17 protein-coding genes are annotated in these 23,189 nt (G+C 67.6%); 3 read left to right on the forward strand and 14 right to left on the reverse strand.

Annotated elements, in window-relative coordinates; all coding sequences use genetic code 11:
- The first annotated feature begins 8 nt into the window (after window positions 1-8).
- The 3 genes from C1932_RS09245 to C1932_RS09255 are packed head-to-tail and all read left to right on the forward strand — an operon-like array spanning window position 9 to window position 3,228.
- Window positions 9-1,292, forward strand: a complete 1,284-nt coding sequence (locus C1932_RS09245) for a carbohydrate porin (protein WP_159094515.1) — start codon at window positions 9-11, stop codon at window positions 1,290-1,292.
- Between the two features lie 23 nt (window positions 1,293-1,315).
- Complete coding sequence (locus C1932_RS09250; RefSeq protein WP_108761925.1) at window positions 1,316-2,338, forward strand: amidohydrolase family protein; 1,023 nt, start codon at window positions 1,316-1,318, stop codon at window positions 2,336-2,338.
- Window positions 2,338-3,228, forward strand: a complete 891-nt coding sequence (locus C1932_RS09255; protein ID WP_108761926.1) for an amidohydrolase family protein — start codon at window positions 2,338-2,340, stop codon at window positions 3,226-3,228. Before C1932_RS09250 ends, C1932_RS09255 begins: the two co-directional genes overlap by 1 nt.
- 92 nt (window positions 3,229-3,320) lie before the next feature.
- Here C1932_RS09255 and C1932_RS09260 read toward each other — a convergent pair whose 3' ends face one another.
- The 14 genes from C1932_RS09260 to C1932_RS09325 form a co-directional block, all read right to left on the reverse strand.
- Window positions 3,321-4,169: a hypothetical protein gene (locus C1932_RS09260; protein WP_108761927.1), complete on the reverse strand. Its 849-nt coding sequence runs from the start codon at window positions 4,167-4,169 to the stop codon at window positions 3,321-3,323.
- A gap of 40 nt (window positions 4,170-4,209) precedes the next feature.
- Window positions 4,210-5,796 carry a hypothetical protein gene (locus tag C1932_RS09265; protein WP_108761928.1) on the reverse strand — a complete coding sequence of 529 codons (1,587 nt, stop codon included), beginning with the start codon at window positions 5,794-5,796 and terminating at the stop codon, window positions 4,210-4,212.
- A gap of 129 nt (window positions 5,797-5,925) precedes the next feature.
- On the reverse strand, window positions 5,926-7,518 hold the full coding sequence (locus tag C1932_RS09270) for a hypothetical protein (RefSeq protein WP_159094516.1): 1,593 nt from the start codon (window positions 7,516-7,518) through the stop codon (window positions 5,926-5,928).
- A 93-nt stretch (window positions 7,519-7,611) separates the two neighbouring features.
- A complete protein-coding gene (locus C1932_RS09275) occupies window positions 7,612-8,685 on the reverse strand; it encodes a chemotaxis response regulator protein-glutamate methylesterase (protein WP_108753011.1) in 1,074 nt (357 codons plus the stop codon).
- Window positions 8,682-9,278: a chemoreceptor glutamine deamidase CheD gene (gene cheD / locus C1932_RS09280; RefSeq protein ID WP_079221788.1), complete on the reverse strand. Its 597-nt coding sequence runs from the start codon at window positions 9,276-9,278 to the stop codon at window positions 8,682-8,684. The genes C1932_RS09275 and cheD overlap by 4 nt, the downstream gene beginning before the upstream one ends.
- Window positions 9,275-10,144 (reverse strand): CheR family methyltransferase, encoded by an 870-nt coding sequence (locus C1932_RS09285; RefSeq protein ID WP_108761930.1) that lies wholly within the window; start codon window positions 10,142-10,144, stop codon window positions 9,275-9,277. Before C1932_RS09285 ends, cheD begins: the two co-directional genes overlap by 4 nt.
- 33 nt (window positions 10,145-10,177) lie before the next feature.
- A complete protein-coding gene (locus C1932_RS09290; RefSeq protein WP_108761931.1) occupies window positions 10,178-12,448 on the reverse strand; it encodes a methyl-accepting chemotaxis protein in 2,271 nt (756 codons plus the stop codon).
- Window positions 12,449-13,351: 903 nt separating this feature from the next.
- Window positions 13,352-15,721 carry a methyl-accepting chemotaxis protein gene (locus C1932_RS09295; RefSeq protein WP_108763407.1) on the reverse strand — a complete coding sequence of 790 codons (2,370 nt, stop codon included), beginning with the start codon at window positions 15,719-15,721 and terminating at the stop codon, window positions 13,352-13,354.
- A 97-nt stretch (window positions 15,722-15,818) separates the two neighbouring features.
- Entirely contained in the window at window positions 15,819-16,124 is a 306-nt protein-coding gene (locus tag C1932_RS09300; protein WP_234412378.1) for a hypothetical protein, read from the reverse strand.
- Window positions 16,125-16,341: 217 nt separating this feature from the next.
- Window positions 16,342-16,833, reverse strand: a complete 492-nt coding sequence (locus C1932_RS09305) for a chemotaxis protein CheW (RefSeq protein ID WP_108749534.1) — start codon at window positions 16,831-16,833, stop codon at window positions 16,342-16,344.
- A gap of 176 nt (window positions 16,834-17,009) precedes the next feature.
- The gene (locus C1932_RS09310) at window positions 17,010-17,783 is read right to left on the reverse strand and encodes a flagellar brake protein (RefSeq protein WP_108753014.1); all 774 of its coding nucleotides are present in this window, start codon (window positions 17,781-17,783) and stop codon (window positions 17,010-17,012) included.
- A 105-nt stretch (window positions 17,784-17,888) separates the two neighbouring features.
- Window positions 17,889-20,081 (reverse strand): methyl-accepting chemotaxis protein, encoded by a 2,193-nt coding sequence (locus C1932_RS09315; protein ID WP_108761932.1) that lies wholly within the window; start codon window positions 20,079-20,081, stop codon window positions 17,889-17,891.
- A gap of 3 nt (window positions 20,082-20,084) precedes the next feature.
- Entirely contained in the window at window positions 20,085-20,675 is a 591-nt protein-coding gene (locus C1932_RS09320; protein WP_159094517.1) for a hypothetical protein, read from the reverse strand.
- A 47-nt stretch (window positions 20,676-20,722) separates the two neighbouring features.
- Window positions 20,723-22,966 carry a methyl-accepting chemotaxis protein gene (locus tag C1932_RS09325; protein ID WP_108761934.1) on the reverse strand — a complete coding sequence of 748 codons (2,244 nt, stop codon included), beginning with the start codon at window positions 22,964-22,966 and terminating at the stop codon, window positions 20,723-20,725.
- Window positions 22,967-23,189 lie beyond the last annotated feature (223 nt).

The following is a 23,189-nucleotide window of genomic DNA, read 5'->3' on the forward strand; positions in this document are numbered from 1 at the left end:
GAGAGAACATGTCGCAGTTCCTGCGCACCCCGCTGTACCTGCTGCTGGCCAGTGTGCTGGCCGCGCCGGCCTTCGCCGCTGACCGCAGCGTGCCCGAGGGCATCGACCTGACCCTGGACCTGGTCGGCAACGTGGCCCACAACCCGGTGGGCGGTGTCCAACAGGGCACCGAAGGTTCGTACTGGGTGATGGCCCAGTCGAAGTTCGACCTGGACAAACTGTTCGGCGTACACGGCACCGAGGTCGACGCGCAGTGGGCGTGGTTTGCCGGGCGCAACCTGGCGCGCGAGAAGATCGGCAATTCGATCAGCGCACAGCAGACCTGGCGGCCGGTGGCCGGCGGCCGCCTGACCCGGCTGACCGTGCGCCACCGCTTCGACAACGGGCTGAGCATCACTGCAGGCCGCGCGCCGGTGAACAGCTACTTCAACAACTCGCCGCACAACTGCGTGTTCATGAGCAATGCGATGTGCCTGACCCCCTACGGTGCGATCACCGACCTGGGTATCACCGCCTACCCGAATTCTTCGTGGGCGGGCATCGTGCGCTTCGACGTGGATGATCGCTGGTATGCCCAGGCCGGCGTGTTCGATTACAACAACACGCTGAACGAGGCCGGCAAGAACGGCCTGGATTTTTCGGTGGGCGAGGGCACCGGCACGATCAGTGCCTACGAAGTGGGCTACCAGACCAGCTTCGCCAACGATCGCCTGCCGCGCACGTACCGGCTGGGCATGTACCGCAACAGCGATGGTGGCAAGAGCCCGTACTTCGATGCCAACGGCAACTCGGCGGCGCTGACCGGCAAGCCGACCGCGGCGCAGGACGGCGCACGCATGGGCTGGTACGCAATGGGCGACCAGACCGTGTGGCGCGGCGACGGCAAGCGCAACCTTGCGGTGTTCGGGCGTGTCTACGTCAACACCGGCAACGAGGCACCGGTCGATCATTTCGTGTCGGCCGGCTTCGTCAAGACCGGCACGTTTGCCAGCCGCGACCAGGACACCCTGGCCCTGTTCGTGTCCAACACCCACTTCAGCGACGAACAGATCGGCTTCCTGCGTGATCGCCGCAGCCGCAATGGCGGCACGGGCGCGCCGCATGCCGATGAAATCATCACCGAACTCAGCTACGGCTGGGCGGTGAAGAAGGGCATCCGCCTGATGCCCAACCTGCAGTACGTCATCAACCCCGACCCGATCTACGCGCCCACGCGCACGACCAACATCCCCGATGCGCTGATTGTTGGCCTGCGCGTGGATGTGCATTTCGCCCAGCTGTTTGGCTGGTGATCCATCGCCCCAGGAGATCCCCCATGATCATCGACTGCCACGGCCACTACACCACGGCCCCGGCCGGCCACGATGCGTTCCGCAAGGCGCAGGTGGCCCACTACCACGATCGCTCGCTGCCGGCGGCGGTCTATCCGACCATCAGCGACGATGAACTGCGCGACAGTGTGGAGGCCAACCAGCTGCGCCTGCTGCGCGAGCGTGGCGCGGACATGACCATCTTCTCGCCGCGTGCCAGCACCATGGCGCACCACATCGGCGATGAGCAGGTAAGTGCCGAGTGGACGCGGCACTGCAACGATCTGATCGCCCGGGTGGTGCAGCTGTATCCCGAGCAGTTCATTGGCGTCTGCCAGCTGCCGCAGTCGCCGGGCGTACCGATCGCCCACGCGGTGGCCGAGCTGGAGCGCTGCGTGAACGAACTCGGTTTCGTCGGCTGCAATCTGAACCCCGATCCGTCCGGCGGCCACTGGGATGGCCTGCCGCTGACCGACCGTTCCTGGTACCCGTTCTTCGAGAAGATGGTGGAGCTGGACGTGCCGGCCATGGTGCATGTGTCGGGCAGCTGCAACGCCAACTTCCATGCCACCGGCGCGCACTACCTGAACGCCGATACCACAGCCTTCATGCAGTTCCTGCAGGGTGACCTGTTCCGTGACTTCCCCACGCTGCGCTTCATCATCCCGCATGGCGGGGGTGCGGTGCCGTACCATTGGGGGCGTTTCCGTGGCCTGGCCGACATGCTGGGCAAGCCGCCGCTGGCCGAGCATGTGATGAAGAACGTGTACTTCGATACCTGCGTGTACCACCAGCCGGGCATCGACCTGCTGTTCGAGGTGATCGACATCGACAACATCCTGTTCGGCTCGGAAATGGTCGGCGCGGTGCGCGGCATCGACCCGCAGACCGGCCACTTCTTCGATGACACCCGCCGCTACGTCGATGCCCTGGCGATCTCGGCGCAGGACCGTTACAAGGTGTTCGAAGGCAATGCGCGCCGTGTCTACCCGCGGCTGGATGCCCAGCTGAAGGCCAGGGGGCTGTGATGGCCGCATTCCAGAAAGACGCCGACTGGCTGGATTACTGTGCCCACCCGAGCCGCCCACAATTCGTGCCGCCGCCCGGCGCGGTGGATGCACACTGCCATGTGTTCGGGCCGGGCGATGTGTTTCCGTATGCGCCCGAGCGCAAGTACACCCCTTGCGACGCCGGCAAGGCGCAGCTGTTCGCGCTGCGCGACTTCCTTGGCTTCAGCCGTAATGTGATCGTGCAGGCCACGTGCCATGGCGCCGACAACCGCGCCCTGGTGGACGCGCTGCAGGCCAGCGGCGGCCTGGCCCGGGGCGTGGCGACCGTGCGCGATACCGTCAGCGATGAGGAGCTGCAGCTGTTGCATGCCGCCGGTGTGCGTGGCGTGCGCTTCAACTTCGTGCGCCGTCTGGTCGATCCGAAGCCAGATGCTTACTACCACGCGATCATCGATCGCATCGCGCCGCTGGGCTGGCATGTGGTGGTGTACTTCGAGGCGGCCGATCTGGCCGAGCGCTGGAATTTCTTCACCACGTTGCCGACCACCCTGGTGGTGGACCACATGGGCCGCCCGGACGTGAGCCAGTCTGTGGAGGGGCCGGAGTTCCAGCGCTTCGTGCGACTGATGGCCGAGCACGGCAACGTGTGGAGCAAGGTCAGCTGCCCCGAGCGGCTGTCACGCCTGGGGCCGCCCGGGTATGCCGATGTGGTGCCGTTCGCCCGGCATCTGGTGCAGCAGTTCCCGGACCGGGTGCTGTGGGGGACCGACTGGCCGCACCCGAACATGAAGGACCACATGCCCGACGACGGCCAGCTGGTGGACGTGATTCCGCACATCGCCCCCACGCCCGAGTTGCAGCGCAGGCTGCTGGTGGACAACCCGATGCGGCTGTACTGGGGCGAGTAGATAGATCCACGCCATGCGTGGATGGCGGCGCGGGCGATGCACCCGGGGTCAGAGCCCTTGCCTGTGGCAAGGGGTCCGACCCTGGGCTGGGGTCAGGCCTGGGTGACGGCGGTCGCGTCTTCGGCTACCGCCGGCGCGTCTGCCGGAGGCTCCGGTTCGGCGGCGGTCTCCGGCAACACGCCATGGTCGGGGAACAGGCGCGGCAGTTCGGCGACGAAGCGGGCGATGCAGGCCTCGGCGAAGTCGCGCGAGGCGGCTTTCGCCTTGGCATAGTCGTCGGCCTGCCAGTCCTGCAGCGAGGCCACCTGTGCCTCGTCCTGGCAGTGCACGCCCTGGCCGCCGCTTGCGCTGCGGAACAGCCTGCGCACCACCGGGAAGCCGATGGTGGCGTCGTGGCGCAGCTCGTACGGCGTGTCCGCATCACCGAGCTTCTGGTACACCAGCGACCATTGGCCGGCGCTGGCTTCGACGGTGCGCTCGTCGCTGGGAATGGCGCCGGGATGGGCGGCGAAGTAGATCGCCAGCTGTTCGCGGATCATGGCCGGCAACAGCCCAAACGCGGGGCTGGGCACGGCACCGATGCTGTCGCCGCGCACGTTGTTCTTGCTGAAGGTGCTGGTCTGGCCGCCGATGCCGGCCAACGTGCCCAGCGCAAACAGACCGACCTTGGCGGCGGTTGCCCCGGCGGTGTCACCGCGCATCACCAGGCGCAGGGTCGGATCTCCGTAGCGATTGCCGTCGGGCCCTGTGCCAAGCCCGGAGGTGATCTTGATGCGCTGCAGGCTGCTGTAGTCCAGCACGGGGGCCGCAACCGGCGCAGCAACAGTCTCGGCGGCCGGTTCGGCCGCGGGTGCGGGAGCTGGGTCGCTGGCATGGGCCGACGCGGCCAGCAGCAGGCTGGCGGCGATCGCGGCGGTGAGACAAGCGGGGCGTACTGCCATGGTGATACTCCTTGGAAAAGCGGAACGGGCGCGCTGCGGCTCACTGCCCAGCGAACTCCTTGATCGGGAAGGCCTTGCAGCGTTCGACCGCAGCGGCGATGTCCAGCGGCGCATCGGCGGCGACACCACGGTGCTGGTTCACCGACGCGGTTTCTTCCCACAGGCTGGGCAGAACCTGCGGCGCGTCCAGCACCCGTTCGCGCACGGCATCGTGCAGCACGCTGCTGTAGTCCGATGACGGCGCCACCACGCACAGGCGGGTGCCGGGCGTGCTGCTGGCCTGCTGCAGCATCTGCTGCAGTGCTTCGCCGCTGCCTGCTTCGTCACGCAGCTGCTGTGCGGCACTGCCTTGGCTCGCATCCTGGATCTGCAGCTGGCCGGGGTTGAACAGCAGGACCTGCATCTCCTGACGTGGCTCGATGCGCACCGGCGCACGCGTGCGATCGCAGATGGTGGGGGTGGGTCGGGCCTGCTGCGGCGTCACGCTGCCACCGGCGTGAACCTGGCGGACATGCAGGCGGCACATCTTGTCGGCCACTTCAAACTCCACTTCATAGTCCTGGCCCGGCTTGGGCACGAACTGGCCGGACAGCGTGCCCGTGCAGTACAGGCCGCTCTTGGGATCAAACGCCGCCTCGAAGATCAGCGGCTTGCCACCTGGGACTTCGTATTCCTGGTAACTGAGCGTGGAGAACCGTTGGCTCTGCTTGCTGCGCAGGGCTTCGGTGCTGGGAATGCCGAGCAGGCCCTTGTCACCGGCATTGTTGTACTTGACGTCGATGCGGTCGCGGTAGTCGTCGCGGCACGACGCATCGGTAAGCAGGGTGGTGGTGCGGCTGAAATCGGCGTACACGCGCACCCGTGCCGGCGGCACGACACCACCGGCGTAGGCGCTGAGATCTTCAGCCGCCAGCGGGCGCGGGTACATGGCCGGAATGCGCTTGATCAGCTTTTCGATGCACTTCATGGTGATCATCTGCGCGGCGCTCTTCAGCCGGGCGTAGCCGTTGGCCTGCCAGGTGCCCAACGTCGCGCGTTCGTCGCTGTCGCTGCAGCGGATGATCTCGGCCAGGCTGCCATCGGCGCGGCGCTGCTGGATGGTGCTGGTGTGGTTGAGCCGGTACAGCGGATCCTTGCGGGTGTTGCCCTGGTGTACCAGCGCCCAGGTTTCGGCATTGAAGCGCAGGGTGCTGGTCTGGGTCGGTAGTGCGTCGGGCGCATAACGGAAATAGCCGCCCACCAGCGCCTTGGCCACGTTCGGCATCAGCGTGATGGCCGGGCTGGCCTGGCTCTCGACGATGCTGCCGGGCAGCTGGTTGCGCCGGCTGTAGTCGGGCTCGTTGCCACTGAACAGCAGGGACAGTCCCTTCGGCGTCAGTGCCTCGCTGTCATCGGGGGTGACGATGCGCAGCGCCACGTCCGGTGCGTGCAGCGGCCTGGCGGCGGTGTCCGGACCGCTGAGGATCTGCACGCGTTCGCTCCACGCATCGGCACCGTCGATGGCGGGCGAAGAGGGCGCCTGTGGCGATGCCGGCTGGGCTGCCGCGGTGGCCGCGGTGGCCGGCAGCGGTGCAAGCAGGGCCGCTGCCAGTAGCGTGGTTCGGGAGGGGAAGCGGCGCAGGGCCATGGTCAAGCTCCTTGAGAAACAGATACAGCCATGCCGGCCCTTCCGGTGCCGGCATTCGAACGAGGTGCTGTCGAGGGGGCGCTGTGGTCCGGTCAGCCCCGGGCCAGCGCTACCGTCGCAGGCGATGGGTTACTGCACGCGGAAATCCAGGCGGGGCAGGGTCTGGCAGTGCTGCACGGCGGCCTGCAGATCCAGCGGTGCTGCCGGGGCTGCGTGGCGCGCCTGATTGACCGTCTCGGCGGCCTCCCACAGGCCAGGCAATGCCGCGCCATGCTGCAGCACGAAGTCGCGCAGCAGCGTGTTCAATGGGCTGACGTGATCCTGCGCAGGCACGATCACGCAGGCACGGGTTCCCGGCGTGGCCAGCATCTGCTGCAACAGCGTCTGCAGTCGCGCAGCATCGGCAGCACCGTCGGCCAGCTGCAGCGGTGGGCTGTCCCTGTCTGCGGGTTGCACCTGCAACGCGTTGTCGGTGAACAGAAAGACGCCCATGGCGTCCAGCGGTTCGCGCGGCGTCTTCGTGGTGAGCGTGGTGTAGTCCACGTCCGGACGCGTGCACGTCTCCGGCGCGCGCCTGGCTGGCACTGCGAGCCGGACACCTTCGGCATCGACGCTATGGACGTTCAACCTGCAGACCTGGCCGACGATATCCATCTTCACTTCGTAATCCACACCGGTAACCGGCACGATCTGTACCGCCAGCGTGCCGCTGCAGAACGCGCCGCGGTGGCGCACGTCCGCGTCGAAGATCAACGGCTGCCCGGCCTGCACCGCATATTCGCGATACTTCGGCGACTTCAGGCTGCGCAGGGTTTCGGTTTCTGCGATGCCGAGGCTGACGTTGCCCGCCTCGCTGTCCAGCGCATTGGCGTTGCTTTCGGCTGGCCAACGCGGGTCATCGAAGCGTCGGCTGCCGTCGGCCAGGCAGTAGGCATCGCCGAGCATGGTGACCCGTTCTGTTGCCGAGTTGAAAACCCGCACGCGTGCCGTGCCGTCACCGCTGCCTGCTGTGGGTAGCGGTTGTGGGAAGAACTGTGGCAGCTTGCTGACAAAGCGCTGCACGCAGGCGGCGGCCAGTTCGCGGGCACTGGCGCGCAGTCGCGCGTAGTCGTTGGCCTGCCATTGTTCGAGCGTGGCCTCGCGCCCGGGGTCGTTGCAGTACGCGGCGTCCACCGTGCTGCCGTCCGGTTGCTGCAGGCGCAGGCGGGTGAAGTGGCTGAGCTGATAGAGCTGTTGCCCTGCCTTGAGCTTCTGGTAGACCAGCGCCCACTCATTCGCCTCCACCTTCAACAGCGTGCGGCCGTGGGGAATCGCACCGGGGAACAGGGTGAAGTACTGCTGCAGCCAGTCATTGAACAAGCTGGGCATGAGTTCCATGGCTGGGCTGGGTACTGCCTGGACGTCGGTGCCGCGTAGATGCTTGGGATCCAGCCGGGTAGTGGAGCTGGCGCCGAAGACCTGGCGTACAAACTGCCCGGTCTTGGCCGCGCCGGTGATGCGCTCGCCATCTTCGGGGGTGACGATGCGCAGTACGACATCCGGGTGGTGATCGTGGATGTGCTGGCCGGCGCCGGCGCTGATCGCCACGTGCTCTGTCCAGCCTGCGGGGGAAGGTGTGGGTGCCGCTGGCGGGGCGTCGGTTCGACCGGTGCCGCTGGCGAGTGTTGGCAGCAGGCACGCGGCGGCAAGCGCGCCGCGCAGTGGAATCAGGCGTAATGCCATGGTGAAACTCCTTGAAAGTGGAACAGCACGGGCGGCCCTGAGCGGGCCGCCTATGGATGACGTTGAATTGTGAGGCGGAAGACGCCTGCGCGGTCAGCCGCGGGCCAGGGCCAGCAGGCGCTCGGCGATGCGCTCCAGCGGCACCTGCTCTTCGGCGGCGCCCAGCTTGAACGCCGCGCCGGGCATGCCCCAGACCACACTGGTGGCCTCGTCCTGCACCAGCGTGGGCGCGCCGGCCTGGCGCATTTCCAGCAGGCCGCGCGCGCCATCGTCACCCATGCCGGTGAGGATGGCACCGATGGCATTGCCACCGGCACTCTGCGCGACCGAGCGGAACAGCACATCCACGGCCGGCTTGTGTCGGTTCACCGCCGGGCCGTCGTCGATGCGGCAGCGCCATCGGGCACCGTCGCGGATGATGCGCAGGTGCTTGCCGCCGGGCGGCAGGTAGGCATGGCCCGGCAGCACGGCTTCGCCATCGCTGGCTTCGCGCACGGCCATGGCCGAATGGCGGTCCAGGCGTTCGGCGAAGGCGGTGCTGAAGCTGGCCGGCAGGTGCTGGGTCATCACCACCGCCGGGGCGTCGGCGGGCATGCCTTCCAGCACCACGCGCAGCGCTTCGGTGCCGCCGGCCGAGGAGCCGATGGCAATCAGCCGGTCGGTGGTGCGGAACTGCGGTGCGGCCGGGCGCAGCGACGGTGCCGCGTCCAGCAGCACCTTCGGCGCCGCCGCACGCACCAGCGGTCGCACCCGCGAACGCGCGGCCATCTTGACCTTGCCGATGATCTCCTCGGCGTAGCCCTGCAGCCCGCGGGCCACGTCCAGCTTGGGCTTGGAAACGAAATCCACCGCGCCCAGTGCAAGCGCCTGCAGCGTGGTGTCGGCGCCGCGCTCGGTCAGCGAGGAAATCATCACCACCGGCAACGGATGCAGGCGCATCAGGTTTTCCAGGAACGCCAGGCCGTCCATGCGTGGCATTTCCACGTCCAGGGTGATCACGTCCGGGGCCAGGCGCTTGATCTTCTCGCGCGCCAGCAGCGGGTCGGCGGCGGTGCCGACCACATCGATGCCCGGATCGCTGGACAGGATTTCGGTGAGCATCTGCCGGACCACGGCAGAGTCGTCGACGATCAGTACCCGGCAGGGGGCGTTGCCGGGCGCGTTCATTCGAACAGCTCCACGCCGCCGGTGACCGGGGCCTTGGACAGGCGGGCACGCACGGCCGATTCGGTGGCGGCCACTTCGGCCTCGTGCGCGTGCGGCAGGCGCTGCACCACCACGCGGCCGGTATCGGCGAAGAACCAGATCTTGCGCGGATGGATGCCGCACAGGTCTTCGGCAATGATCGGAATGTGTTCGGCCTGCAGGTACTGGCGCACGAACTCGGCGTTGCGGGTGCCGACCGGGTTGCTGGTAAAGCCTTTCAGCACGTTGGCGCCGCCGAACACCTTCGCTTCGATGCGCTTGCGGTGGGCGCCGCGCTTGAGCATGTCGTTGATCAGCAGTTCCATGGCGTAGCTGCCATAGCGGGCGGGGGCGCCATCGCCGGCGTTGCCTTCGGGCAGCAGGAAGTGGTTCATGCCGCCGATCTTCAGCACCGGATCGCGCAGGCAGGCGGCAACGCACGAGCCCAGCGTGGTGGTCAGCGCGGTGGTGTCGTCCACCACCAGGTACTGGGTGGGCAGCAGCTTGGCCGCTACTGTCTTGAAGCGTGCGTCCTGGTAGCGCATCACATCGTCGGTGCGCAGTGATGCATTCATGCGCCGGCTCCCTGTGCGCGTCGGTACAGCGTGCGGCCACACGGCTGGATCAGGTCGGCCGCGTGCAGATAGTTTTCCGAATGCCCGGTGTAGAGCAGGCCATCGTCGGCCAGATGGTTCACCAGCCGGCCCAGGATGGCGCGCTGGGTCGGCTTGTCGAAGTAGATCATCACGTTGCGGCAGAACAATGCGTCAAACGGACCGCCCACGTCGTAGCGCGGTGCCAGCAGGTTCAGCGGGCGGTATTCAATCAGCTCGCGCAGGGCCGGCAACACGCGGCACTGGCCTTCGTTGGGGCCACTGCCACGCTGGAAGTAGCGACGGCGCAGGTCCGGGTCCAGGCTGGCCACGCGGTCGATGGTGTAGACGCCGCGGCCGGCGGTGGCCAGCACCTGGGTGTCCACGTCGGTGGCGATGATGCGCACCGGCGGCTTCAGCGTACCGAAGGCCTCGCACGCGGTGATAGCCATGGAGTAGGGCTCTTCACCGGTGGATGCCGCGCACGACCACAGCAGCAGCGGACCGCGGCCGGTGCGCTTCTGCAGTTCTTCGCGCAGCTTGTCGAAGTGGTGCGGCTCGCGGAAGAACGAGGTCAGGTTGGTGGTGAGCGCGTTGGTGAACGCCTGCCATTCCTCGCCCTCGCCCTGTTCCAGATGGTCCAGGTACTGCTGGAAGCTGCGCATGCCCAGTGCGCGCAGGCGCCGCGACAGGCGCCCGTAGACCATGTCCCGCTTGGCGGGAGCCAGGGCGATGCCTACGCGCTGGTAGATCAGGTCGCAGACGCGGCGGAAATCACGGTCGGCGAACTCGAATTCGCGGGGGCCGGTCACGATGGGGGTTGGGCTCTGCACGGGGGAGGTGTCCATCGGGTGGGCGGCGGCCGAAGCCGCCGCGGGGGATCAGAATTCCTGCCAGTCACCGTCGCTGGAAGCGACCGGGCTGGAAGGCGTGCGCGGTGCCGCGGTGCGCACGGCCTGCGGGCGGGCCGGGGCGCGCACGATGGCGTGTGCGGGCGGGGCGACGCGGGCGGCCACGGCCTTCACCGCCGCCGACACCTGGTTGTCCAGGCGGAAGATGGCCACCGCATCGGCCAGCTGCGCGGCCTGGTCTTCCATGGCGCGTGCGGCAGCGGTGGCTTCTTCCACCAGCGCGGCGTTCTGCTGGGTGGTTTCGTCCATCTGCACCACGGTCTGGTTGACCTGCTCGATGCCGGCGCTCTGCTCCTGCGAGGCCGCTGAAATCTCGGCCATGATGTCGGTCACGCGCTGCACGGAAGCCACGATTTCGCCCATGGTCGCGCCGGCCTGGTGCACCAGCGCCGAGCCTTCGTTGACCTTGCCGACCGAATCGTCGATCAGGCCCTTGATCTCCTTGGCGGCGGAAGCCGAGCGCTGGGCGAGGGTGCGCACTTCGCTGGCGACCACGGCAAAGCCACGGCCCTGTTCGCCGGCACGTGCCGCTTCCACCGCAGCGTTCAGCGCCAGGATGTTGGTCTGGAAGGCGATGCCATCGATGACGCTGATGATTTCGGCGATCTTCTTCGAAGACGCCTCGATGGCCGACATGGTGGTGACCACCTGGCCGACCACTTCACCGCCCTGCGAAGCCACGCCGTGCGCGCCGATGGCGAGCTGGTTGGCCTGGCGGGCGTGTTCGGCGTTCTGGCGCACGGTGGAGGTCAGTTCCTCCATCGACGCGGCGGTTTCTTCCAGGTTGGCGGCCTGCTGTTCGGTACGGCGCGAGAGGTCGCTGTTGCCCGAGGCGATCTCGCCGGCGGCCAGGGTGATGCTGGAGGTGCTGGCCTGGATCTGGCCGACGATCTGGGTCAGCTGGCTGACCGTGCTGTTGGCATCGTCGCGCATGCGGGCGAACACGCCCTGGTAGTCGCCGTGCATGCGGGTGGTCAGGTCGCCTTCGGCGATGGCCGACAGCAGCTCCGAGAGCTTGCCCAGGTTGTCATCGCTGACCGCCATCATGGCGTTGAGGTTTTCCAGCATCACGCGGAAATCGTGATTGAAGCGCTGGGCATCGCCACGCTGGCTGAAATCACCGGCGGCGGCGGCGGCGGCCAACTGCTTGATCTCGGCGTTGATGCGGCCCAGGTTGGCCTTGACCGTATCGACGGTGTTGGTCATGGCGGCCTTTTCGCCAGGGTAGCGCGCCACGTCGCGGCTGAGGTCGCCCACGGCGTACTGCTGCACCACGTCCAGCACATCGTGCAGGGTCTGTACGTGGCTGCCGACCAGGGTGTTGGTTTCCTGCACCATCAGGCCGTATTCGCCGGGGAAGGCGGCGGCGTCGATGCGGTAGCTGAGTTCACCGCCATCGTGGCGGCGGGCCATTTCGCGCTGGGCGGTGATGACCGCGTGCAGCTGCTGCTGCATGCGCGACATCGATTCGAGCAGGCGGCCCGGTTCGTCGTGCGGCTGCGGGCCGATATGGCTGTCCAGCTTGCCGCGCGCGATGCCTTCGGCCACCGCGGTGGCCTGCTTCAGCGGTACGGCGATGCGGTTGCCGATGATCCAGCTCAGGCCCAGCACGATCAGCACCATCAGGCCACCGGACAGCGCCATGATGCGGGTGAAGGCCCAGGCGTCGCTCTGCACGTCGTCCATGTAGACGCCGGTGGTGACCACCCACTTCCAGGGTTCGTACATGCCGGCGTAGGTGATCTTGTCGATCAGGCCTTCCTTGCCGGGCTTGGTGGTCTGGTAGTAGGTGTAGCCGCCGCCGAGGCGGGCCATGCCGACCTGCAGGTAGTAGATCGGCACGCCGTCATCGGAGGTGTAATCCTTCTGCACGGTGCCTACGCGCTTGGGCGCGAACGGGTGCATCAGCACGCGGTACTGGGTGTCCAGCACGTTGTAGTAGTCGGCATCGTTGTTGGCGCGCATGACTTCCAGCGCCTGCAGCGCGGCGGCCTTGGCGGCCTCTTCGGTCAGTTCGCCGGTGCCGGCCAGGCGCTTGTAGTGGTCCAGTACGCCGTAGGTCAGCTCGACCTGGGTGCGCAGGGCGTCCTTGCGCGTTTCGGTCAGGTCCAGGTACTGCATGCGGGCGGCGATCACCGACAGCGCGATCACGCCGATCGCGATCATCAGCGTGAGCAGGTTGAGCTTGCGCCGGACGGAAAGGTTGCTGAAGTAGTGTTGCCAGCGATGCAGGAGGTTCATGAAGCGGGACCAGGTCGAGACGGGCGGGCGGCGCCAGTACCGGTGACGGCGCGGCCGGCCGTGACAGAACGGTTATCGGCCGGGGGCGGGGAGATTTGAGGGTGGCGCTATGAGCGCATTCAGGTTCCCTTGCAGCGGCGGCTGCCTCGCTGCCTGCGGCAGGCTATGGAGCAACAGGAACAGCAACAGCAACAGCAACAGCAACGGCGGTTGGTCGGCTGTTTTGTTGCTTGTAGGGAGGTGGGTCGGGGTGGGCAGGCAGGACACGCCGTAAACCCATCCATGGGGGCTCGTAGGCGCCTGCGCACACGGCAAGACCGGGGTTGGGCGTCCTGCCCAACCCGCCCGAGGCATGCCTCGGGCCCATGGCGCCTGCGGTCCTGCCTGCCCACCCCGACCCGCCTCTTCATGCATCGCGTCGGCGGACGGCAAGAGCGTTTGTTGTTATCGGGTGGGGAACTGGGGTCAGAGCCCTTTTCCTTTGGAAAAGGGATCCGACCCCGGGGCGGGATGCAGGCTGAGTGGGGTCAGATCCCTTTTCCCGCGGAGAAGGGCTCTGACCCCGCAGCGTGCAGCTGTTGCTCCTGCTCTTCTTTCTTCAATCCGGGGTGGACGCGCGGGGAACTGTCCGGGGCCGGGTGGGTGGGTTGCGCAGGGGCGCAGGCGCCATGGATGGCGCCTACGAGCTTACAAGGACGTACTTGCAGCGTCCCCTGCGCGGCCCACCCACCCGACCACCCCATGAAATCCAGCAGAAGCGCGTCCACCCCGAGGGGCTTCGCCGTTGGCTGCTGACCCGGATACCCCGGAAACGGAAACGCCCCGGCACGTGCCAGGGCGTCTTGGGAAAGCGGGGGTCAGAGCCCTTCTCCTTTGGAAAAGCTACCCGACCCCGGGCAGGGATCAGAACTCCTGCCAGTCGCCGTCGGCCAGTTCGGTGGCCATCGGGCGACCGCCGGTGCTGCGACGGGCCGGTGCAGCGGCTGCAACCGGTGCGGCCGGTGCTGCTGCACGCGGTGCCGGGGCGCGCGGGGCGGCCACGGCTTCGGCTTCGTCCAGCACGAAGATCGACACGGCCTCGCTCAGGTGGCCGGCCTGTTCTTCCATGGCACGTGCGGCAGCGGTGGCTTCTTCCACCAGCGCAGCATTCTGCTGGGTGGTTTCGTCCATCTGCACCACGGTCTGGTTGACCTGTTCGATGCCGGCGCTCTGTTCCTGCGAAGCGGCGGAGATCTCGGCCATGATGTCGGTCACGCGCTGCACGGAAGCCACGATCTCGCCCATGGTGGCGCCGGCCTTGTGGACCAGGGCCGAGCCGTCGTTGACCTTGCCGACCGAATCGTCGATCAGGCCCTTGATCTCCTTGGCGGCAGCGGCCGAGCGCTGGGCCAGGGTGCGCACTTCGCTGGCGACAACGGCGAAACCACGGCCCTGTTCGCCGGCACGGGCGGCTTCCACCGCGGCGTTCAGCGCCAGGATGTTGGTCTGGAAGGCGATGCCATCGATGACGCTGATGATTTCGGCAATCTTCTTCGACGAGGCTTCGATGGCCGACATGGTGGTGACCACCTGGCCGACCACTTCGCCGCCCTGCGAGGCCACGCCGTGTGCGCCGATCGCCAGCTGGTTGGCCTGGCGGGCGTGTTCGGCATTCTGGCGCACGGTGGAGGTCAGTTCCTCCATCGACGCAGCGGTTTCTTCCAGGTTGGCGGCCTGCTGCTCGGTACGGCGCGACAGGTCGCTGTTGCCGGCGGCGATTTCGCCTGCGGCCGAATTGATCGCACGGCTGGACTGCTTGATGCGGGTGACGATTTCGCTCAGCTGCGCGGCGGTGGCGTTGGCGTCGTCACGCATGCGGGCGAACACGCCCTGGTAGTCGCCGTGCATGCGCACGGTCAGGTCACCCTGCGACAGGGCGGCCAGCAGGCCGGAAATCTGCTCGATGCTGCCGGCGTTGGCGTCCAGCAGGCCGTTGATCTGCTGGGCCAGCTGCAGGAAGAAACCTTCCTTGCCGTCGGCGTCGATGCGGCCGGACAGGTCACCGGCGGCGGCCTGGGCGATCACGCGCGCCACTTCGGCTTCCACCTGCGATTCCTGGGTGCGGTCGCGCCATTCCACCACGTAGCCGACGGTGTCGCCGTCTTCGTTGCGGATGGTCGACACCACCTGGGCGAACTGCGCATCGCCGTACTGCATCGGGCGACGGGCCACGCCGTGCTGCTTCAGGTTGGCCAGCAGGGTGTGGTCCATTTCGCCGTGGTGTTCCAGCACGGTCACCGGCTTGCCGATCAGCGAGGCCTGGGCATCGAAGTCGGGCAGGTCGCGGCGCAGCTCGTCCTGGTACTGCGACAGGGTCTGCTGCAGGGCGCGGTTGCTGTAGACGATGGTGTTGTTCGGGTCGGTCAGGTACACGCCGGTGGAGCTGTAATCCAGGGCGGTACGGATACGCAGGTTCTCGCGGGCCACGGCGGCATCGGTCTCGATGCGCTCGCGCAGGTCGCGCTGCATGCGCTGCATGGCCTGCATCAGCTCGCCCACTTCGTCCTGGCGGCTGACATCGATATGGCCGTCGAGCTTGCCGCCGGCCACGTCGTTGGCGACGGAGACGGCACCGCGCACGCTGCCCACCAGGGCACGGGCAATCAGCCAGACCAGGACCAGGCCCAGTGCGGCGCCACCCAGCAGGGCGACGACGGTCAGCACGGCCGAGGCCGAATAGGTGCTCGATGCCTCTTCGCGGGCGGCGCGGGCCAGACGGTTGTCTTCGGCAATCAGCGCTTCCAGCGAGGCGGTGGCCTTGCGGTGCTTGGTGCGGGTTTCGCCGACGAAGGTATCGATGGCGTCGTCCGGCAGGTCCAGTTCGAGCATTTCAGACACGCTGTCGTAGGAGGTCAGCGCGTCCTTCCAGTCGTTGGCGAACGTTTCGAACAGCTTCTTCTGCTGCGGGTTGTCGATCAGCCCGGGGTAGGTCTTGATCGCCTTGTCCAGGTTGGTGCGCAGCTCGGCCACGCGCGCATGGGCATCGGCCTTCACTTCGGCGCTGGCGCGTACCAGTTGCTGGTATTCGGAGTTGCGGATTTCGCCGATCATGCCGCGCATCTCGCCGGCCAGGCGGATGCTCTCCATGCGCGTGCCCGCCAGCTCGGTGGTGACATTGTTGAGCGAGTGCAGGCCGCGATAGGCGACGATGCCCTGCAGCAGCATCACCAGCAGGAGGACACCGAAGGTCAGCATGAGCTTCGGCATCAGTTTCAGGTTGTTGATCCACGGCATGGGCGTTGCGATCTCCATAGGCAGACGCGCGCGGGCATCGGGCCCGCTTGCAGCAACCACGCCGACCGGTGGCCGGCGTGGCAGGACGGACAGCGGATTACTTGATGTTGGCCAGCTTCAGGCTGGACGGCGAGCTGACTTCGATTTCAGCGCGCGAGGCGTCGCGCTGGATCTTGCCGATCACACAGACGGTCTTGCCTTCCAGCGATTCCAGCGGGAAGTTGAACTTGCCGCGGTTCTCGCCGGCGATGCGTGCCGAGAAGGTGTGGCGCGGGAAGGCGCCGCCCATGTACAGGAAGGTCGGCTGGCCTTCGGAACCTTCGGCGAAGCGGGCCTTTTCCACCTTGCCGCAGACCATGCCGTCCTTGCCGACCTGGCGTGGGGCCAGTTCCGGCGGAATCATGTCGGCCGACTGGGCGAAGGCAGAAGCAGCAGTGGTGGCCAGCAGAGCAGCCGAAACGAACACAAGCAGGGACTTCATCGAGGTGATTCTCCGGGGATGGTGTGGACAGTCGATCCGGGCTGATGCGCTCCTGCGCACCCGGCTTCTGTCCCCCTATCGGCAAGCTGACGGGGAACTGAAGGGGACCTTTGTCGAAGTGTGAAAAAAGTCCGCCTGCTCAGGCGGCAGCGTCTTCCAGCAGGGCCGCCTGGCCCATGTCGGCGCTGTCGAGCAGGGTTTCGATATCCAGCAGGATGAGCATGCGGTCGTCCTGGGTGCCGATGCCGGAAATGAAGCGGGTGTCCACCGCGGCGCCAAATTCCGGGGTCGGGCGGATCTGCTCTGCGGCCAGCGGAATGACGTCGGAAACGCTGTCCACCACGATGCCGACCACGCGGTCTTCCACGTTCAGCACGATCATGACGGTGAAGGCGTCGTAGCGCGCATTCTCCAGGCGCAGCTTCAGGCGCAGGTCGATGACCGGCACGATGGTGCCGCGCAGATTGATCACGCCCTTGATGTAATCCGGCGCGTCGGGCACGCGGGTGACCGCGTCGTAGCCGCGGATTTCCTGCACCTTGAGGATGTCAACGCCGTAGTGCTCGGCGCCGAGGGTGAAGCTGAGGAATTCGCCACCGGCGCTGGCGGTGGAGCTGGTCTTGTCGTTCATCGAGGGTCCTGGTTCGGCCGGTAGTCCCGGTGTCAGCCTCGATATCGGCCCCGCGGCGGGGGACTTTAGGTGGGGTTCCGCAGTATCCACGCATGGCGTGGATCTACCGGGAGGGCGCGCGGGATGGGGTCAGAGCCCTTTCCTGAGGAAAGGGATCCGACCCCGGGGCGGGCGCCTTAGAGCTCGCCGTTCTGGCGCGCCTTGCGCTGGCGGTCGATGCGGAAGATGTAGCGCTGGATGGCGCTGTCGCCGCCGCGCGGCAGGTCGTCGAAGCGCATGCCGATCCGCTTCACTTCGATGCCGTTGGGCTGGCGCTGCGGCAGCATGTTGCAGACCACCAGGCTGATAGGCAGGTCCGGGCCGTCGGGCATGGACAGGGTGGCGGCGTAGCGTTTCTGCAGGGTGAACAGCGCACAGTCGCTGGGCACGGTGATGGCCAGGCCGCCGCCGCTGATATCCACCACGCGCATCGACAGTGCGTCGGCGCCGGCTTCACCGGCGGCCAGGCTCAGCTGCGGCGAGTCGGTGATGGGGGTTTCCAGGCGGTACAGCTCGCGGCGCTGCAGATGCACCAGCTCCTCGGGCAGGTGGGCGCGGAAGGCAACGTGGCCATCGTTGTCCACGCGCTCCAGGGCCTGCAGCCGGAACCGCACCAGCACCCGTTCCAGCTGGGCGAAGCACAGCAGGTGGTCGGCCTGTTCGGCGGCGCGGTTGGACGCCTCCTGCGGACTGCCGTCCAGCAGCAGGGTGTCCTCGTCCTCGTCGAGGTCGAGCAGGGCCGTGGGGAAGGAGCGATCGCGCCCGTCGATATGGGCGTTGATAAGGGAGCGCTGGTCGATCAGCGAGCGCAGCAACTGGCGCAGCTGGCGGGGGTTGCGAACCAGGAACCGCTCGTCGGCGGCGTCGGCCGCGTGGGTGTCACTCAATGCAATGTCGTGGCCGTCGGACATGGAATCTTGGGTCTGGGGCGGGCGCCAGCGCGTGTTGGCGCGCGGCTTACTGGGGGTATCGGCCGCGCGCCGGAAATATGTAGCCCGGCAAACCCGTTGCCGTGGTCAGCCGGGCAGGCGGGACACCGGCCGCGGCCCGCGCTCGACGCTGCGCAGGTGGCGGCCGCTGTCCAGATGGAAGCGTGCCACCGCCTGCGCCAGCACCGTGGCCTGCTCACCCATGCCCTGGGTGGCGTGCGCCGAGGCCTCCACCAGCGTGGCGTTCTGGCGGGTGTTGGCATCCATCTGCGCGATGCTCTGGTTCACCTGTTCGATGCCGGCGCTCTGTTCCTGCGAGGCGGCCGAAATCTCGCCCATGATGTCGGTCACCCGCTGCACCGAGGCGACGATCTCGCCCATGGTGTCGCCCGCGCGCCGCACCAGGGTGGAGCCTTCGTCGACCTTGCCGACCGAATCGTCGATCAGGCCCTTGATCTCCTTGGCCGCCGCTGCCGAGCGCTGGGCCAGGGTACGCACCTCGCTGGCCACCACCGCAAAGCCACGGCCCTGTTCGCCGGCACGCGCCGCTTCCACGGCGGCATTCAGGGCCAGGATGTTGGTCTGGAAGGCGATGCCATCGATGACCGAGATGATGTCGCCGATCTTTCGTGATGCGGCCTGGATCGCGCCCATGGTGCTGATCACCTGGCCCACCACGTCGCCGCCCTGGTGGGCGACGGCGGCGGCGCCGCTGGCCAGCTGGTTGGCCTGGCGTGCGTGCTCGGCATTCTGGCGCACGGTGGCAGTCAGCTCCTCCATCGTGGCGGCGGTCTCTTCCAGGCTGGCCGCCTGCTGTTCGGTGCGGTCGGCCAGGTGGTCGTTGCCGCGGGCCAGGTCGGCGGCGGCACCGGTCAGGCTGCCCGAGGCGGTCTGGATGCTGCCGACGATGGCGGTGAGCTGGGCGATGGTGGTGTTGGCATCATCGCGGATGCGGGCGTACACACCGTGGAAATCGCCCTGCATGTGCGCGGTCAGATCGCCGCGCGACAGCGCCGCCAGCAGCTGCGAGATCTGCTCGATGCTGTACGCGTTGGCGTCCAGCAGGCTGTTCAGGCGCTGCGCCAGCTGCAGGAAGAAGCCGTCCTTGCCCGCCGTGCCCACGCGCTGGCTGAAGTCGCCCTGGGCGGCCGCTTCAACGATACGCCCCAGCTCTTCTTCCACCTGCAGTTCGCTGGTGCGGTCGGCCCATTCCACCACGAAGCCCTGGCGCTGGCCGTCGTCGCCGATGATCGGATTGATGATCAGGCGCATGCTGCGGCCGCCGACGCGGATCTGCGCGCGCCAGGTGCCGGTCAGCGTGTCCAGCAGCCGGGCCTGGTGGGCAGGATTGCGATGGAAGATGTCAATGCTGCGGCCAATCAGGTCGGCGGCGTTGAACTGCGGCAGGTCGCGGCGCAGGTCCGCTTCGGCCGCGGCCAGCATGTGCTGCAGCGGGCGGTTCACGAACACGATGTTGCGGTTGCGGTCGGCGATCATCACGTGGGTGGTGACATCGTCCAGCGCGGTGCGGATGCGCAGCGATTCGCGCGTGGTCTGCTGCTCGCTGTCGCGCCGCTGCAGCAGGCGGTCACCGGTCTGCACCAGTGCCGCCGCCAGCGAATCCGGCGGGAAACGGGCGTTGTGCAGGTGCTCGGGCACCGGCTGGTCTTCGGCCAGGCCGCGCGCCAGCTGTGCCAGCTGCTGCGGGTCGTGGCCCAGCAGCAGCAACTGACGGCGCATCTGCACGGCCATCAGGCTGAGCAGGCCGGCTTCAACCACTACGTACAGGGCGTGGAGGGCGAGGGTGCCCAACCCGCTGCCGGCCGCAAACACCGGGTAGGGCAGGCCTTGCACCTGCAGTGCGTAGAACAGCACGTGATGGACGGCAATGGCGCCGGCGGCCACCACGATCGGCAGCCAGTCGCGGTAGTACAGCAGCAGCGCGATCAGCACGATCACCGTGAAGTGCGTTTCCAGCTGCCCGTGGGTCTGGTGGATGAGCGTGGCCGACAGCACCATCCAGGCCAGGGCCACGGTGCAGCGGCTGAGACGGGTGCCGGGCAGCCAGTAGACCTGCAGCGTGGTGACCAGCAGTGCTGGCAGCGCGACCCCCAGCCATGGCGCCCAGGCACCACTGCGTAGGGCCAGCACCAGCGAGGCCAGCACCAGGCCGGCGGTGACGACCAGGAACAGGCGGTCGGCGGTGGTGGACAGTGCGCGCAGGAAGGGCAGCGATCCGGCGCGGACGGGCGTTGCCTGGGGGGCAGGGGATGCGTGCATGCACTACTCCTTGAGGCATGTGCATGGGGTGGCAAGGATCACGGCTGCCTGCGGCTGTGCCAGCAGATGGTTCACCAGGCGCGCGGCCGCAGGGCCGACGCCGCCGCAGCCGGGGTCGAGCCGGGCGGGGCCGGCATAGACAAGTTGCTGCTGGTGCAGGACCAGCCAATCGAACGGCAGGGCCAGGGCGCTGGTCTGCACCGCGCTGCCGCTGGGCAGTACATCGTGCCCATCGCAGGGGCAGCGGTCGGGCAGGCGCAACAACAGGGGGTGCTGGGCGCTGGCGGCCACCAGATCATGCGGCAGCTGCGCCAGCAGATCGGTGGCACGCCAGCGGGCGGGTTCAGGGGCCGCGGCGCGCGATTGCGTCCACAGCAGGGGCAGGGTCCAGCCCAGCCACAAAGAAAGCAGCAGCACCCCGGCCAGCGGGCGCCAGTCTCGAACCGGTTTCGCAGGGGCGGTGGGGCGGGCGGACATGGGCGTGCACGCGTTGGGCCGTATTTCGTTAGCGGCCGGTGCGGCGTGAAGCTGAAGGGCGATCGCATCACGGCGCCGGGACGGGCCCGGCGCCTTTTCCACGGGGAAGCCGAGCATGGCTCGGCTCTACAACACAGGCGCCGGGCAATCCCCGGCGCCTGCGCTTAGAACTCCTGCCAGTCACCGTCGCCGGCCAGCGCCGGCTGCGGTGCCGCCTTGCGCGCACGCGGCGCGGCCGCGACCGGTGCGCTGACCGCCTTGCGCGGCGCGGACACCGCTGGCGCCGCGACACGGACCGGTGCGCTGGACAGGCCCGGAGTGGCCAGGCGGAAGCGCGCCACCGCTTCGCCCAGCTGCGCGGCCTGATCTTCCATGGCGCGTGCGGCAGCGGTGGCTTCTTCCACCAGCGCAGCATTCTGCTGGGTGGTTTCGTCCATCTGCACCACGGTCTGGTTGACCTGCTCGATGCCGGCGCTCTGTTCCTGCGAAGCGGCGGAAATCTCGGCCATGATGTCGGTCACGCGCTGCACCGAGGCCACAATCTCGCCCATGGTCGCGCCGGCCTGGTGCACCAGCGCCGAGCCTTCGTTGACCTTGCCGACCGAATCGTCGATCAGGCCCTTGATCTCCTTGGCGGCAGCGGCCGAGCGCTGGGCCAGGGTGCGTACTTCGCTGGCGACCACGGCGAAACCACGGCCCTGTTCACCGGCACGCGCGGCTTCCACGGCGGCGTTCAGTGCCAGGATGTTGGTCTGGAAGGCGATGCCATCGATCACGCTGATGATCTCGGCGATCTTCTTCGACGACGCTTCGATGGCGGACATGGTGGTGACCACCTGGCCGACCACTTCGCCGCCCTGCGAGGCGACGCCGTGTGCGCCGATGGCCAGCTGGTTGGCCTGGCGGGCGTGTTCGGCGTTCTGGCGCACGGTGGAGGTCAGTTCCTCCATCGACGCAGCGGTTTCTTCCAGGTTGGCAGCCTGCTGTTCGGTGCGGCGCGACAGGTCGCTGTTGCCCGAGGCGATTTCGCCGGCGGCCAGGGTGATGCTGGAGGTGCTGGCCTGGATCTGGCCGACGATCTGGGTCAGCTGGGCGACGGTGGTGTTGGCATCGTCGCGCATGCGGGCGAACACGCCGTTGAACTGGCCGTCCATGCGTGCGGTCAGGTCGCCTTCGGCGATGGCCTGCAGCAGGGTGGACAACTGGCCCAGGTTGCCGTCGGCCACCTGCATCATGGTGTTCAGGTTGTCGATCATGGCGCGGAAGTCATGCGCGAAACGATCGGCGTCGCCACGCTGGCTGAAATCGCCCGCGGCGGCAGCGCTGGCCAACTGCTGGATCTGCGTGTTGATGGCCAGCAGGCTGGACTTGGCTGCATCCATGGCTTCGTGCAGGAAGGCGCGGGTGCCCGGCAGGCGGCGCGCATCTTCGGTCAGGTTGCCGGCGGCGTACTGGTTCAGCACGTCGATGGCATCGCGGATGGCATCCAGGTGTTCGAAGATGACGGTGTTGATGCCGCCGGCCAGCTGGCCGTACACGCCGGGGAAATCTTCCGGAATGCGGTGGCTGATATCCGGGCCGGCATGCATCTGTGCCATCAGCTGGGTCTGTTCCGAGAAGCGCCGCAGCATGGCGGTCATCTCGCTGGTGGCGGCCAGCATGCGTCCGGCTTCGTCGTTGCTGGTGGCCTGCGTGGTTACGCTCAGGTCGCCGCGCGAGACCGCCTGGATGGCCTGCACGGCCTTGCCCAGCGGACCGGTGACGGCACGCGAGATGACCACGGCCAGGGCTGCAGCGACCAGCGACAGCAGCACGATGCAGCTGATGATGGCGATCAGGCTGTTGCGGTGGGTGGCGTTGGCGGCGTCGATCTTGCCCTGCATCTGCGAGCTGAGATACGCGCTGAGCGCCTTCATGTCTTCGAAGGCCTTGCGGCGCAGCGGGCGCGACTGCTCGTCGGACACCTGTTGGGCCAGGGCGGCTTCACCGGCAGTGGCGGCGTCACGCAGCTTGGTGTTGGCGGCGAAGTAGGCGTCCACGTCGGCCTGCACCGGCTGGTACAGCGCGCGCTCCTTCTCGCCCGACGGCAGGGCGGCATAGGCGGCCAACTGCTCGCGCACGATCTTGGCGGTGTCGGCCATGCGCGTGTTGTACTCGGCGACCTTTTCCGGCTTGTCCAGCATGCTCAGCTGGGCCAGCTCGTACGTGCGGAATTCGCCCAGCTGCGAGCGCACTTCGCCCAGGTACTGCACGGACGGAATATCGTTGGTGGCCATGGCGCGCAGCTGCGCGTTGGCCTCGGACAGGCGCACCAGGGCGAACACGCCCAGGATGACGGTCATCAGGGTGGTCAGGGTGAACCCCACCGCCAGCTTGCGGGCGATGGGCAGATCGTGGAACCACTTCATGCAGGGTGCTCCGGATGGGCAGGTGCCGGCGCGGGTGCGGCGGCGTAGGGGGTGGTTGCAGGAGGGAACGGTCGTGCCGGTGGGGGTTCGGTGAAAGCCGTCAAAGCGAGATAGCGGCCCTGCGTGCGGGGACTTTATGGACGGATGTCACATTCGCTAGCGTAGGGATGGGGGCCTGCAGGCCTTGTGGGGCGGGGGCCTTGGGGTATTTGGATGGTTGCTG

Origin of the sequence: Stenotrophomonas sp. YAU14D1_LEIMI4_1 (assembly GCF_003086815.1) — a bacterium.
Classification (GTDB): Bacteria; Pseudomonadota; Gammaproteobacteria; order Xanthomonadales; family Xanthomonadaceae; genus Stenotrophomonas.